Raw genomic sequence first — 13,836 nt, forward strand, 5'->3', positions numbered from 1 at the left:
GACTCCTGCCCGCCCCTGATCAACTGGAGAACCACCATGTCCCAGCTTCGTATACCCGCCCTGCTCGCCGCTGCGTTCGCAGCTTTTGTGAGTTTCTCGTCCCAGGCCGCCCAGAAGGACCACTTCAGCGTCTGCTGGACGATTTACGCTGGTTGGATGCCGTGGGAATACGCTGGCAGCCAAGGCATCGTCGACAAATGGGCAAAGAAGTACGGCATCAAGATTGATGTGGTGCAGCTCAACGACTACGTCGAATCGATCAATCAATACACCGCCGGCCAGTTCGACGGTTGCACCATGACCAACATGGACGCGCTGACCATTCCTGCCGCCGGCGGCGTCGACAGCACCGCGCTGATCGTCAGCGACTTCTCCAACGGCAACGACGGTATCGTGCTCAAGGGTGATGGCAAGAAAATCACCGACCTCAAGGGCATGGACGTCAACCTGGTTGAGCTCTCCGTTTCCCACTACCTGCTGGCCCGCGCGCTGGATTCGGTCGACCTCACCGAAAAAGACCTGAAAGTGGTCAACACCTCCGACGCCGACATCTCGGCCGCCTTCAACACCGAGCAGGTCTACGCCGTCACCACCTGGAACCCGATGCTCTCGGACATCAAGGCCAAGCCTGACGTGACCGAAGTGTTCAATTCCAGCCAGATCCCCGGCGAGATCATGGACATGATGGTGGTCAACAGCGCCACCCTCAAAGACAACCCGGCCCTGGGCAAAGCGCTGACGGGCGCCTGGTTCGAAGTCGTCGAGTTGATGAACGCGAAAAACGCCGCCAGCAAAGCCGCGCTCGAACACATGGCCAAGGCGTCCGGCACCGACCTGCCAGGTTTCCAGGCGCAACTCGACACCACCAAATTGTTCGCCACGCCCAAAGAGGCCCTGGACTTCTCCACCAGCAAGCAACTGCCGGAAACCATGCGCAAAGTCGCCGAATTTTCGTTCCAGCACGGCTTGCTCGGCGAAGGCGCCAAGGACACCAGCGCCGTCGGCATGGCGTTCGCCAACGGCGTGACCAGCGGCGACAAGTCCAACCTCAAGCTGCGCTTCGACCCGACTTACGTGCAGATGGCTGCCGACGCCAAGCTGTAATCACGAGGAGCTGGCCATGCGCCTGATCAATCGCCACCCGGATCGCCCGAGTCGCCTGCTGTTGGTGATCCTGCCGTTCGCCCTGGTGCTGTTCGCCTACTTCATGGGCTCGGCCGAGCGGCTGATGGACAACCCCAACGACAAGCTGCTGCCGAGCGCGGTGCAGATGACCGACGCGGTAAAACGCCTGGCCTTCGTTGCCGACTCCCGTACCGGCGAATACCTGCTCTGGCAGGACAGCGCCTCAAGCCTGCGCCGTTTGGCCATCGGCCTCGGGATCAGCGCATTGGCCGGGTTGTGCCTGGGCATGGCGGCCGGGACGTTGCCGCTGTTCGGCGCGCCGTTGTCGCCATTGCTGACGGTGCTGTCGATGGTGCCGCCGCTGGCGATCCTGCCGATTCTGTTCATCGTGTTCGGCCTTGGGGAGTTGTCGAAAGTGATGCTGATCGTGATCGGCATCACCCCGGCCCTGGCCCGTGATCTGGAACAGCGCGCCCGGGAGATTCCGGTCGAGTTGCTGATCAAGGCCCAGACCCTCGGCGCCTCGACCTGGACCTTGATGCTGCGCGTGGTGCTGCCACAACTGTTGCCGCGCCTGCTGATCTCGTTGCGGCTAATGCTCGGCTCGGCGTGGTTGTTCCTGATTGCCGCCGAAGCCATTGCCTCGACCGACGGCCTCGGCTACCGGATCTTCCTGGTGCGTCGTTACCTGGCGATGGACGTGATCCTGCCGTACGTGGTGTGGATCACCCTGCTCGCCTGGCTGATGGACTGGGGCCTGAAGCGCCTGACCCAACGTGCTTTCCCTTGGTATGAAGGAGCGCGCGCATGAGCTTCATCACGGTGAAAAACGTCTGGCAGCAATACGCCGATCAAGTGGTGCTCGAAGGCCTGAACCTGAACGTCAACGAGGGTGAATTCTGCACCCTCGTCGGCGCCTCCGGTTGCGGCAAATCGACCTTCCTGCGCTTGTTGCTCGGCCAGGAACGCGCCAGTCGCGGCGAGATTCTGCTCGACGGCCAGGCACTGGCCGGTGAACCGGATTCGAGCCGTGGCGTGGTGTTCCAGCGCTACTCGGTGTTCCCGCATTTGACCGTGCTGGACAACGTCGCCCTCGGCCTCGAATTGCCACGTTCGCCATTGCTCGGGCGCCTGTTCGGCAGCGCCAAGCGTGATGCACGGGAACAGGCTTCGGTGTTGCTGCACAAAGTCGGCCTCGGCCATTCGCTGGACAAATACCCGGCGCAACTGTCCGGCGGCATGCAGCAACGGCTGGCCATTGCTCAGGCGCTGATCATGAAGCCCCGCGTATTGCTGCTCGACGAACCGTTCGGCGCGCTCGACCCGGGTATCCGCAAAGACATGCACGCCTTGCTCCTGGAGCTGTGGCGCGAGACCCAACTGACGGTGTTCATGGTCACCCACGACCTGTCCGAAGGTTTCAGCCTCGGCACGCGTCTGCTGGTGTTCGACAAGGTTCGCGTCGACCCGCACGCCCCCGGCGCCTATGGCGCGCGCATCACCTACGACATCCCTTTGAACAGCGACCGCCGCACCACCCGTGCCGCCGTCGACGCCTTGCCGATGCCACTGGCAGGCACGCTTCGTATCGCTTAGAGGATTCTGCACATGACTGATTCAACCCAACTGTTCACCCCCTTCGCCGAAGAATTGCTGCCCGGTGGCGGCCATCGTTCATTCGTGTTGAAGCGCGGCCAACTGCTGCGCCTGACCGACCTGCGCGGCGGAGCCAACGTCAGCCTGACGCTGCTCAATGCCAATGAAAAAACCGAACGCCTGAACCTGCCCGACAGCCTCAAATGCCAACACACCGCCAAGCTCACCAGCGGCCATTGCCTGTACTCGGACATGGGCCGCGTACTGGCCGCGATCACCGCCGACACCTGCGGCTGGAGCGACAGCCTCGGTGGCGTGCTCTGCGCTGAAGAAGTCGCGGAAAAGTATGGCGCCGGGCGCTATCAGGAACTGCGCAACGGCTTCTTCCGCAACGGCACCGACAACCTGTTAGTGGAATTGGGCAAGTGGGGTTTGGGTCTGTCGGACTTGCTGATGACCCTCAACCTGTTCAGCCGCGTCGACGTCGACGAAGCCGGGCGCTTCCATTTCGTCGAAGGCAATTCCCGCGCTGGCGACTACATCGAGTTGTACGCGCCGATGGACACACTGGTGGTGCTCACCGCGCTGCAACACCCGATGGACCCATCATCCGAATACGCGCCAAAACCGCTGAAGCTCAGCTGGATGAACGCCGACGCCAGCGTCGCCGAACACTGCCGCACTTCGCGCCCGGAAAACGAGCGCGGCTTCATCAACACCGACCGTTTGTTCGCCTGAGGATCGCTGCCATGTCACTCGCAATCGCTACTGTTCATAAAGAACCTGACACCGCGATCTACCGTGCAACCATCCCGGCCGGCGAACCGTGGCTTATGGAGGTCAAGGCTGGCCAGACCTTGCGCATCCTCGACCTGGAAGGCAATCAAGCCGTCGATACGTTGTTTTACAGCGTGGCCAATCCGAAGGAGCGCTACGACGTGCAACGCACGCTGCGTCGGCAAAACAGCGTGTACCTGAGCACTGGCAGCGTGCTGTATTCGAATCTCGGCAAACCGATGCTGACCATCGTCGCCGACACCTGCGGCCGTCACGACACCCTCGGCGGTGCCTGCGCGCAAGAGAGCAACACCGTGCGCTACGCCCTGGAAAAACGCTACATGCACAGCTGCCGCGACAACTACCTGCGCGCCTGTGTCCACGACGGGCGACTGGGCAAGGGTGACATCGGGCCGAACATCAACTTCTTCATGAACGTGCCGGTCACCGCGGATGGCGGCTTGACCTTTGAAGACGGCATTTCGGCGCCGGGCAAATACGTCGACCTGCGGGCGGAAATGGACGTGATCGTGCTGATCTCCAACTGCCCGCAATTGAACAACCCGTGCAACGCCTACAACCCGACCCCTGCGGAGCTGCTGGTATGGAACTGAAAATCGCGCGGTTGCGCAGATGGTTGTTTGCGCTGTGCCAGGCCCGCTCCGGGCAGTGCCTGAAAAAGTAAAACCACCACCCCTCCCCTGTGGGAGCGGTGGTGTTTGAAATGAACTGTTTTTTCACCGGGGACGGCCCTGGTGCATCAAGAAAAACTGCGGGACGGCCCGCATCCCAGGTCGAGGCTGATGCGCAATCGCCTCCGGGGGTTATGCCATGTTCGAAAAAGTCCTGATTGCCAACCGTGGCGCCATTGCCTGCCGCATCCTGCGCACCCTGCGTGATTTGCAGGTCAAAGGCGTGGCCGTGTACTCCGAAGCCGATGCCGCGAGCCTGCACATCCTGCAAGCCAACGAAGCCCACAGCCTCGGTGAAGGCGCGGCCGCCGGCACCTATCTGGCGGTCGACAAAATCCTCGCCATCGCCAGAGCCACCGGCGCCTCGGCGATTCATCCCGGCTACGGTTTCCTCTCGGAAAACGCCGCGTTCGCCGAAGCCTGCGAAGCCGCCAACATCGCCTTCATCGGCCCGACTCCCGAACAGCTGCGCGTGTTCGGCCTCAAGCACACTGCCCGCGCCCTGGCCAAACAACACGGCGTGCCGATGCTCGAAGGCACCGAACTGCTCGACAGCCTCGACGCAGCCCTGATCGCCGGCGAACAGGTTGGCTACCCGGTGATGCTCAAAAGCACTGCCGGCGGTGGCGGTATCGGCATGCGCGTGTGCCGCAGCGCTGCGGAACTGAGCGAATCCTTCGAAGCGGTGAAACGCCTCGGCCAGAACAACTTCAGCGATGCCGGCGTGTTCATCGAGAAGTACATCCAGCGTGCGCGGCACCTTGAAGTCCAGGTGTTCGGTGATGGTCGCGGCGAGGTGATTGCCCTCGGCGTGCGCGACTGTTCGGTGCAACGGCGCAACCAGAAAGTCCTCGAAGAAACTCCGGCGCCGAACCTGCCGGAAGGCATGGCCGACGACCTGTGCGCAGCGGCGATCAAACTGGCGAAAGCGGTGAACTACCGCAGCGCCGGCACCGTGGAATTTGTCTTCGACAGCGAAGATCAGCGCTTCTACTTTCTTGAAGTGAACACCCGTTTGCAGGTCGAGCACGGCGTTACCGAACAAGTCTGGGGCGTCGATCTGGTGCGCTGGATGGTCGAACTCGCCGCCGGTGATCTACCGCCGCTGCGTGAGTTGAGCCAAGGGTTGAGAGCCGAGGGACACGCGATTCAGGCGCGTCTGTATGCCGAAGATCCGGGGCGTGACTTTCAGCCAAGCCCAGGACTGCTCACCGCCGTGAATTTCCCGGCCGCCAATGGCATCCAACTGCGCATCGACACCTGGGTCGAGGCTGGTTGCGAGATCCCGCCGTACTTCGACCCGATGATCGCCAAGGTCATCAGTTGGGCACCGACCCGTGAAGAAGCACGCGCCGATCTGCATCAGGCGTTGGGCGACAGCCTGCTCTATGGCGTGGAAACCAACCGCGATTACCTGCGGCAGATTTTGCTGGATGCACCTTTCGCCAGCGGCCAGCCGTGGACGCGTTGCCTGGAAGGCCTGGTGTATCAGGCCGACACCTTTGAAGTGCTTAGCGCCGGGACGCAGACCAGCGTTCAGGACTATCCGGGGCGCCTCGGCTATTGGGCGGTGGGCGTGCCGCCGTCAGGTCCGATGGACAGTCGTGCATTGCGTTTGGGCAACCTTTTGCTCGGCAACGAAGAAGGTGCCGCCGCGCTGGAAATCACCATGAGCGGGCCGTTGCTGCGCTTCAATTGTGATGCCGTGGTGGCGGTGACCGGGGCGGCGATTCCGCTGGCGCTGAACGGTGAAACTGTCGCGATGAACACCACGTTGTTGATTCCGGCGGGCGCCACGTTGAGTCTCGGCACGATTGCCGGTGCGGGCGCGCGCAGCTATTTGTGCGTACGCGGTGGCTTGCAGGTGCCGGATTATCTTGGGAGCAAAAGCACCTTCACCCTTGGTCAGTTTGGCGGGCATGGCGGTCGTGCGCTGCGGGCGGGGGATGTGTTGCATGTGCCTGCTTTGCTCGACCGCAGCGCGGGTGCCGAACTGGCTGAAGTCGCTGAGTTGTCTGCCGTACGACAAATTCGCGTGATCTATGGCCCGCATGGCGCGCCGGAATACTTCACTGAACACTACATCGGTACGTTCTTCGCGACCCAGTGGGAAGTGCATTTCAACTCCAGCCGAACCGGCGTGCGCCTGATCGGGCCGAAGCCGGAATGGGTGCGTGCCGACGGCGGTGAAGCGGGTCTGCATCCGTCGAACATTCATGACAATCCGTACGCCATCGGGGCGGTGGATTTTACCGGGGACATGCCGGTGATCCTTGGTCCGGACGGCCCGAGCCTCGGCGGGTTTGTGTGCCCGGTGACGGTGATCGAAGCCGACCTTTGGCAGCTGGGGCAATTGAAGGCCGGGGATAAAGTGCAATTCATCCCCGTCGATATCCAGACCGCCCGCACCCTCGCCTTGAAATGGAATTCCCCCTGTGGGAGCGAGCCTGCTCGCGCAGAGGGCGTGTCAGCCGCCATTGATGTGTCAGATACACCGCTTTCGCGAGCAGGCTCGCTCCCACAGGGAATTGTGTCGCCTGTGGTGCTGGACTTGGGTCAGGGGGATACGCGGCTGGTGGCGAGGCTGTCAGGGGATACTCACCTGCTGCTCGAAATCGGCGCGCCGGAGCTGGATCTTGTTTTACGCTTCCGCGCCCACGCCCTCATGCAAGCCCTGGAAAGCAAACACCTGCACGGCGTGATCGACCTCACCCCTGGCATCCGTTCGCTGCAAGTGCACTACCAACCCGAGCAACTGCCGCTGGCCGACCTGCTCGGCATCGTCGCCGGTGAATGGGACGCCGTGTGCGCCGCCAAGGACCTGCAAGTGCCCTCGCGCATCGTGCACCTGCCACTGTCCTGGGACGACCCGGCCTGCCAGCTCGCCATCGAGAAATACATGACCACCGTGCGCAAGGACGCGCCGTGGTGCCCGAGCAACCTGGAGTTCATCCGCCGCATCAACGACCTGCCCAACCTCGACGAAGTGCAGCGCACGGTGTTCGACGCCAGCTACCTGGTGATGGGTCTTGGCGACGTTTACCTCGGCGCACCGGTCGCCACTCCGCTCGATCCGCGTCATCGTCTGGTGACCACCAAGTACAACCCGGCCCGCACCTGGACCGCGGAAAATTCGGTGGGCATCGGCGGCGCCTACATGTGCGTCTACGGCATGGAAGGCCCCGGCGGTTATCAGTTTGTCGGGCGCACCTTGCAGATGTGGAACCGCTACCGCGAAGTCGCCGCGTTCGATGGCAAACCGTGGCTGCTGCGCTTCTTCGACCAGATCCGTTTTTACCCGGTGAGCGCAGACGAACTGCTGCGCATCCGCAAGGATTTCCCGCTCGGGCGTTTCGAGCTGAACATCGAACACAGCCAGTTGAACCTCGCGGATTACCAGGCATTCCTGGCGAAAGAAGCCGAGACCATCGCTGCGTTTCGGGATCAGCAGCAAGGCGCTTTCAACGCTGAACGTGAACGCTGGATAGCCAGCGGTCAGGCGCATTTCGACAGCGAAGAATTGGTCCCGGAGGCGACCGAAGATGCCGCCCTCGCCAGCGGTGAAATGAGCGTCGACAGCCACATCGCCGGCAACCTCTGGCAGGTTCAAGTAGAGACCGGCAGCCGCGTGGAAGCCGGCGATGTGCTGGTGATTCTGGAGTCGATGAAGATGGAAATTCCGCTGCTCGCGCCGACGGCTGGCGTGGTGCGTGAGATTCGTGTGCAGCCCGGTTCCGCCGTGCGCGCCGGACAGCGCGTCGTGGTGCTGGAACTCGACTGAACCCATTTCGAAAAGGATTAACCCCATGAACATCAATCTTCAACTCGACGCCCTGCGCAGCGCTTATCGCCTCGGCAACATCACGCCCCGTCAATTGCTGCTAGGCCTGCGCGACAAAGCCGCGGCGCTGAACCCGGACTATCACCTGTTCATCCACTTGCTCAGTGTCGAAGAACTGGAACCGTACATCGCCGCCCTCGACGGCCGCGACATCGACAGCCTGCCGCTGTACGGCGTGCCGTTCGCGATCAAGGACAACATCGACCTGGCCGGTATTCCCACGACAGCGGCGTGTCCTGACTTTGCCTATGTGCCGGAGCAATCGGCGACCATCGTCGAGCAGCTGCTGGCGCTGGGGGCGATCCCGTTGGGCAAGACCAACCTTGATCAATTCGCCACCGGCCTCAACGGCAGCCGCTCGCCGTATGGCGCGTGCCCGAACAGCGTGTTGCCGGAATATCCGTCGGGCGGTTCCAGCGCAGGGTCTTCGTTGGCGGTAGCGCTCGGCGTGGCGAGTTTTTCGTTGGGCACCGACACCGCTGGATCGGGGCGTGTGCCGGCGGGGTTGAACAATCTGGTGGGATTGAAAGCCACCAAAGGCTTGATCTCCACGGCGGGTGTGGTGCCGGCCTGTCGCACGCTCGATTGCGTCACGACCTTCACCGCGACCGCTCGCGAAGCCAGCCAGTTGCTCGCGTTCACCGCCCACCTTGACCCGCGTGATGAATACAGCCGCAGCAACCCGCAGTGGAATGACGGTGCGGCATTCGGTACACCGCGCCCTTTCCGCTTCGGCGTGCCACGCGCGCAAGACCTTGAATTCTTCGGTTGCCCCGAAGGCCCGCTGTTGTTCGGGGATGCCATCGACCGGCTCAAGGCGTTGGGCGGTGAAGCCGTCGAACTGGATATGTCGCCGTTTCTCGAAGCGGCCCGGTTGCTCTACGAAGGGCCGTGGGTGGCCGAGCGCTACAGCGTCGCCGGGGAATTGATGGAGCAAAACCCGCAAGCGGTGCTGCCGGTGATTCGTGCGGTGCTGGCCAAGGCACCGGCGGTAACGGGCGTACAAACCTTCCGCGCGCAGTACCGGCTGCAAGCCTTGAAAGCGCTGTGCGACAAAGCGATGGAAGGCCTCGATTGTGTGCTCACGCCGACCATCGGCCGCCCGGTGACACTGGCGCAACTGGAGGCTGAACCGGTGCTGCGCAATTCGGAACTGGGTTACTACACCAACTTCATGAACCTGCTCGACTACACCGCCGTCGCCGTGCCCAGCGCCTTCATGGGCAATGGCCTGCCGTGGGGCGTGACCCTGTTTGGCCGGGCGTTTACCGATCAGTATTTGCTGAGTGTGGCGGACGCTTTCCAGCGCCAGCAAGGTTTGACCACGGCGGCGCCGACGACGGTTGCACGCAACGATCGGGCGCGGCTGGTGGTGTGTGGCGCGCATCTGGACGGCTTGGCGCTGAACTGGCAATTGAAGCGCCGCGGGGCCCGGTTGGTCGAGACGACGTTCAGTTCGCCGGACTATCAACTGTATGCCTTGGCCGGCGGCCCGCCGTTTCGTCCGGGGATGGTGCGGGTGAACGATGGCGGCGTGGCGATTGCGGTGGAGGTTTGGGAATTGCCAAGCAGCGAGTTGGGCTCGTTCCTGACCGGAATTCCAGCGCCGCTGGGGCTGGGCAAAGTGCAACTGGCCGATGGCCGTTGGGAGAGCGGGTTTATCTGCGAGGCGTATGGCTTGGAAGGCGCGGTGGATATCAGCCACCTCGGTGGCTGGCGCGCCTATCTGCAATCCCGAACCTGAACCCAATCCCTTGTGGGAGCGAGCCTGCTCGCTCCCACAAGGTACGTGTCCGACGCAATGCAGCAGTTATTTCCCGGCAGTGCCGATAGAATGCCTGCCTTTGGCGCACAGCCAAACAATCCGGCCGTAATCGCACCTGCGTGGAAAGTCTCACTCCAGCTATGAATAATCCTGCATGAACAAGCCTGACTTCTGCCCGGCCTGCGGTGCGTCCAACGACTGCACCCTGGCCGATCCGAAAACCGCCGATCGCGCCTGCTGGTGCTATGGCGTCAGCATCGACCCTGCCGTGCTCGAAGCGCTGCCAGCGGAACTGCGTGACAAATCCTGCCTGTGCCCACGTTGCGCGCAGGTCGAGGCGCAGCTGTAAGCAAGCGCCCGACCGATCACGTAAGATACGCCGCCCTTTTCCCACCGAACCCTTGCCATGCGCGTTGATCGTTTCCTCAGCAACCTGCCGCGCTTCAACCGTAAGCAGGTGCGCCTGTTGCTGGTGGAAAAGCGCGTGCGGATCGACGGAAATATCGTCATCGACCCGCACGCCGAGGTGCTCGAGTTCAGCCGCGTCGAAGTCGATGACGAAGTCCTGCAAGCCGGCAAGCCTGCGCGCTACTTCATGCTGCACAAGCCGCCCGGGTGCGTCAGCGCCACCCGCGACCCCGAGCACGCGACAGTCCTCGACCTGATCCACGAGCCGGACAAGGACGAGTTGCACATCGCCGGTCGCCTCGACTTCAACACCACCGGTCTGATGCTGATCACCAATGACGGCAGCTGGTCGCGACGCCTGACCCAACCGCAAACCAAACTGCCCAAGGTCTACTACGTCGAGACCGAGCAGGACATCGGCCCGGAATATGCGTTGAAGTTTACGGAAGGTTTGTACTTCGCCTTCGAAGACCTCACCACCCAGCCCGCCAAGCTGGAGCTGTTGGGGCCGAAATCGGCACGGCTGAGCATTGTTGAGGGCCGGTACCACCAGGTGAAGCGCATGTTCGGCCATTTCGACAACAAGGTCCTGCGCCTGCACCGCGAACGCATGGGCCCGCTGCAGCTCGATAACGCGCTAAAACCGGGCGAGTACCGCGCATTGCGCACCGAAGAGATTCAATTGATCTAAGCAGGCGACCGCTCAGCAGAAGTTGTCGAACAATTTACCAATGACACTTGCGCGATGACGTCGCCCCTGCTTGAATCAGGTCGTCAGCCGAAATGTGACTGACGAGTCACAACATACTTCTAAGAAACTTTTTGTCGGTTAGAGAACCCTCAGGTTCCGCCTCAGACCGGCAGATTGCCCGCCAATAATAATACCCGTCGACCTGCTGTACGGATCGACATGGGCCTCCAAATTCCAGGCGTATGCCTACCTGTCACAAAGCTCGTGCAATCTCATTTGCGCGCATACCCGCTTGCCAGGAGTCTTATGACATGAGGCCAGAAATCGCTGTGCTGGATATACAGGGTCAGTATCGGGTTTACACGGAGTTCTATCGCGCAGACGCCGCAGAGAAGACCATTATCTTGGTCAACGGCTCGATGGCCACGACTGCGTCGTTTGCACAAACCGTGAAAAACCTTCATCCGCAGTTCAACGTGGTTTGCTACGACCAGCCCTACGCGGGCAAGTCCAAGGCCCACAACCTGCACGAGAAATTGCTGACCAAGGAAGTCGAAGGGCAGATCCTCCTGGAGCTGATCGACCACTTCGGCGCCGAACACGTTCTGTCGTTTTCCTGGGGCGGCGCCGCGACCCTGGTCGCCCTCGCCCACCGGCCACGCCGGATCGAAAAAGCCGTGATCAGCTCGTTCTCCCCGGAGATCAACGCGCACATGCTCGACTACCTCGAGCGCGGCGTCGACTACCTCGGCAGCCGCGACGGCGACCGGGTCGGCAATCTGGTGAACAGCACCATCGGCAAACACCTGCCGACGCTGTTCAAGCGCTTCAACTACCGGCACGTCAGCAGCCTGGCCGATCACGAATACGGGCAGATGCACTTCCACATCAGCGACCTGCTGCACAGTGATCGCCAGTGCTTCCTGAAGGCGGCGGAGAAAATCAACGTACCGGTGCTGTTCATGAACGGCGAATGGGACGAATACACCGCCGCCGATGGCGCGCGATTGTTTGCCAACCATGTGCAACACGCCACCTTCACCACCCTGGAAGCCACCGGCCACTTTCTCGACATGGAACACAAAGCCGCCTGCCGAGACAGCCGCAATGCACTGCTGGGGTTCCTGAAACCTGAACCACACGCCAGCCGAACGCGTTACCACTACGTCCAGGATCACCATGCACTGGCAATCTGAAACAGCGTCCTCGCGAGCAAGCGTCGCCCTACAGTAGTTGAACGCATTCCTGTAGGCGCGAGGCTGGCCCGCGATAGACCGTTTTGCGGTGTGTGCCTTGCTACATCTGCGCTAAAGCTGCCCAGCGCAAAGAAAAACTTCATTTCCACGCGCACATCTGGTACAAAGTCAGCCGCTCTGAGCGGGTGTCGTATAATGGCATTACTCCAGCTTCCCAAGCTGATAACGAGGGTTCGATTCCCTTCACCCGCTCCAATCGAATTTTGGTCTCACGTTGAGGTTGTTTTGACGGGGGATGTAGAGATAGAGAAAAACCGGTCCTGAGTGGCCGGTTTTTTTATGGGCGGGATTTGTGTGAACTGCCAATCAACACCTGCCAATTCAGGTGTTGATCAACCATTCACTGATGGCACGAAAGTGGCCAATATCCGAAAAGGCAACGTCCTACACGACACAGGGAATTGTCCGTACACTTGCGCATTGCTGTGCCTTTGTCACGAGGCCTATAGTCCGAGCGCGTCCAAATGGCGTATCGGGTTTGGCGACTCGATGACAACGATTCAGGAATCTCCGAGATTTTCGGAGCAGTTTCTGATTGCACTTTGCTGCGCTTTTTATGGTGGCTGTGCGTGGGAGACCCTCGGGTCTGCCGGTTTTACCGTTGTCCGGTTCGCCAACCTGCGTACAGCTACCACCCTATTGTTTGGCGACGATTGAGTGGTAGGTCTTTCACCTACTAACGGTAATCACGCATGAAAGAATATATGGCTTTAACCAGCAACGCCGACGATCTCCCTTCCCTGTTCGTCAACACCACCCAACCGCTGCACTCACTGCTCAGCACGGCCAGTTACAGAATTCGAGCCGTGACGCAGATGCTCGAAAACCTCGCCATGCGAGGTGACATCACCACCGACTCGGTCATCCTCAGCGATTTTGCATTGCTCTGCTGTGTGCCTTTGCGCGACGGTTGCGATGTACTGGATGTGATCGCTCGACGCATGGATGCAGAGCCGTCCTGATGTGATACGAGGCGCCTTTCGGGGCGCCTTCGATTCGTAGCAGCTGGCAAAGCCTGCGTTCGGCTGCGCAGCACTAGTTAAATCAGGCGACGCGGTGTTTCAGGAAGACCTCGCGGCTACACAAATGATGGAAGCCAAGATATGGCAGGCCCACCCTACTTAGCGGAGCGGCTTCACCGTCTGCGGCATTTCCAAAAGGCACGGCTGCAGGGAGAACAGGGTGGTGACTTCTGGGGCACATAACCGAGGCGACTCGGTTAATAGCGGTGCCTGGTCAGATTGACATTCAGGACGAGGGACGATGTGCCGACTAATCCGGACTGGATTCTGCGGCAGGACCTGATGTGAGTTATACGACGCCGCCGATCAGTTGAGGACGGTAGATAGCCGACAAGCGCTAGTTGATGGGAGGTTGCCCGAGAGGCACAGCGATGAGGTTTGTTTCAGCGCCTCCGATAGTACGAAAGAAGGTTTCTGAGCCGACAGAGAATTAAAGATGCTTTGCGACAAAAGCGACTGCGACAAACAGGGTCAGCGCGAACGCAGCACCAATGCTGAACGGCAACAACGTAGTGCGGATTTTGGTCGGGGCCGGGCGTCTCATCTCTTCAGCTAAAGCCTCCATCTCACGATGCAATTGCTCGATGCTTGCTCGATTACGATGTGTGGACATGTTTCTTTCTCCTCTCGCGGACCGTTTTGGGTCCGTGAATTTTCGCGGTC

12 protein-coding genes and 1 tRNA gene are annotated in these 13,836 nt (G+C 61.0%); 12 read left to right on the plus strand and 1 reads right to left on the minus strand.

Going from position 1 to position 13,836, the window contains the following annotated elements; translation table 11 throughout:
* The first annotated feature begins 36 nt into the window (after positions 1-36).
* The 12 genes from AC07N8_RS06360 (at position 37) to AC07N8_RS06415 (ending at position 13,113) form a co-directional block, all read left to right on the plus strand.
* Positions 37-1,104, plus strand: coding sequence for a putative urea ABC transporter substrate-binding protein (locus AC07N8_RS06360; protein ID WP_493142667.1), 1,068 nt, complete (start codon positions 37-39; stop codon positions 1,102-1,104).
* Between the two features lie 16 nt (positions 1,105-1,120).
* Complete coding sequence (locus AC07N8_RS06365) at positions 1,121-1,936, plus strand: ABC transporter permease (protein ID WP_027925556.1); 816 nt, start codon at positions 1,121-1,123, stop codon at positions 1,934-1,936.
* Positions 1,933-2,721 (plus strand): ABC transporter ATP-binding protein, encoded by a 789-nt coding sequence (locus AC07N8_RS06370; protein WP_493142665.1) that lies wholly within the window; start codon positions 1,933-1,935, stop codon positions 2,719-2,721. Before AC07N8_RS06365 ends, AC07N8_RS06370 begins: the two co-directional genes overlap by 4 nt.
* Positions 2,722-2,733: 12 nt before the next feature.
* Positions 2,734-3,459, plus strand: a complete 726-nt coding sequence (locus AC07N8_RS06375) for an urea amidolyase associated protein UAAP1 (protein WP_483840597.1) — start codon at positions 2,734-2,736, stop codon at positions 3,457-3,459.
* An 11-nt stretch (positions 3,460-3,470) separates the two neighbouring features.
* The gene (locus AC07N8_RS06380) at positions 3,471-4,112 is read left to right on the plus strand and encodes an urea amidolyase associated protein UAAP2 (RefSeq protein WP_493142663.1); all 642 of its coding nucleotides are present in this window, start codon (positions 3,471-3,473) and stop codon (positions 4,110-4,112) included.
* Between the two features lie 217 nt (positions 4,113-4,329).
* Positions 4,330-7,971 carry an urea carboxylase gene (gene uca, locus AC07N8_RS06385; RefSeq protein WP_493142661.1) on the plus strand — a complete coding sequence of 1,214 codons (3,642 nt, stop codon included), beginning with the start codon at positions 4,330-4,332 and terminating at the stop codon, positions 7,969-7,971.
* Between the two features lie 25 nt (positions 7,972-7,996).
* On the plus strand, positions 7,997-9,775 hold the full coding sequence (gene atzF / locus AC07N8_RS06390) for an allophanate hydrolase (protein ID WP_493142659.1): 1,779 nt from the start codon (positions 7,997-7,999) through the stop codon (positions 9,773-9,775).
* A gap of 175 nt (positions 9,776-9,950) precedes the next feature.
* On the plus strand, positions 9,951-10,145 hold the full coding sequence (locus AC07N8_RS06395) for a cysteine-rich CWC family protein (RefSeq protein ID WP_310271328.1): 195 nt from the start codon (positions 9,951-9,953) through the stop codon (positions 10,143-10,145).
* A 57-nt stretch (positions 10,146-10,202) separates the two neighbouring features.
* Complete coding sequence (locus tag AC07N8_RS06400) at positions 10,203-10,895, plus strand: pseudouridine synthase (protein ID WP_493142657.1); 693 nt, start codon at positions 10,203-10,205, stop codon at positions 10,893-10,895.
* 311 nt (positions 10,896-11,206) lie between these two features.
* Positions 11,207-12,091 (plus strand): alpha/beta fold hydrolase, encoded by an 885-nt coding sequence (locus AC07N8_RS06405; RefSeq protein WP_493142655.1) that lies wholly within the window; start codon positions 11,207-11,209, stop codon positions 12,089-12,091.
* A gap of 181 nt (positions 12,092-12,272) precedes the next feature.
* Positions 12,273-12,346, plus strand: a tRNA-Gly gene (locus tag AC07N8_RS06410).
* A 497-nt stretch (positions 12,347-12,843) separates the two neighbouring features.
* Positions 12,844-13,113, plus strand: coding sequence for a hypothetical protein (locus tag AC07N8_RS06415; RefSeq protein WP_027925567.1), 270 nt, complete (start codon positions 12,844-12,846; stop codon positions 13,111-13,113).
* A 490-nt stretch (positions 13,114-13,603) separates the two neighbouring features.
* On the opposite strand, the gene AC07N8_RS06420 is transcribed toward AC07N8_RS06415, so the two are convergent.
* The gene (locus AC07N8_RS06420) at positions 13,604-13,786 is read right to left on the minus strand and encodes a hypothetical protein (protein ID WP_483840592.1); all 183 of its coding nucleotides are present in this window, start codon (positions 13,784-13,786) and stop codon (positions 13,604-13,606) included.
* Positions 13,787-13,836: the final 50 nt, after the last annotated feature.

Source organism: Pseudomonas sp. GW821-FHT10C09 (genome assembly GCF_059415465.1).

Excerpts from the sequence above, each read along its gene's own strand:
- AC07N8_RS06395 (WP_310271328.1), top strand. The coding sequence starts at position 9,951 with ATGAACAAGCCTGACTTCTGCCCGGCCTGCGGTGCGTCCAACGACTGC.
- AC07N8_RS06415 (WP_027925567.1), top strand. The coding sequence starts at position 12,844 with ATGAAAGAATATATGGCTTTAACCAGCAACGCCGACGATCTCCCTTCC.
- AC07N8_RS06370 (WP_493142665.1), top strand. The coding sequence starts at position 1,933 with ATGAGCTTCATCACGGTGAAAAACGTCTGGCAGCAATACGCCGATCAA.
- AC07N8_RS06420 (WP_483840592.1), bottom strand. The coding sequence starts at position 13,786 with ATGTCCACACATCGTAATCGAGCAAGCATCGAGCAATTGCATCGTGAG.
- uca (WP_493142661.1), top strand. The coding sequence starts at position 4,330 with ATGTTCGAAAAAGTCCTGATTGCCAACCGTGGCGCCATTGCCTGCCGC.
- AC07N8_RS06380 (WP_493142663.1), top strand. The coding sequence starts at position 3,471 with ATGTCACTCGCAATCGCTACTGTTCATAAAGAACCTGACACCGCGATC.
- atzF (WP_493142659.1), top strand. The coding sequence starts at position 7,997 with ATGAACATCAATCTTCAACTCGACGCCCTGCGCAGCGCTTATCGCCTC.
- AC07N8_RS06400 (WP_493142657.1), top strand. The coding sequence starts at position 10,203 with ATGCGCGTTGATCGTTTCCTCAGCAACCTGCCGCGCTTCAACCGTAAG.
- AC07N8_RS06365 (WP_027925556.1), top strand. The coding sequence starts at position 1,121 with ATGCGCCTGATCAATCGCCACCCGGATCGCCCGAGTCGCCTGCTGTTG.
- AC07N8_RS06375 (WP_483840597.1), top strand. The coding sequence starts at position 2,734 with ATGACTGATTCAACCCAACTGTTCACCCCCTTCGCCGAAGAATTGCTG.
- AC07N8_RS06360 (WP_493142667.1), top strand. The coding sequence starts at position 37 with ATGTCCCAGCTTCGTATACCCGCCCTGCTCGCCGCTGCGTTCGCAGCT.
- AC07N8_RS06405 (WP_493142655.1), top strand. The coding sequence starts at position 11,207 with ATGAGGCCAGAAATCGCTGTGCTGGATATACAGGGTCAGTATCGGGTT.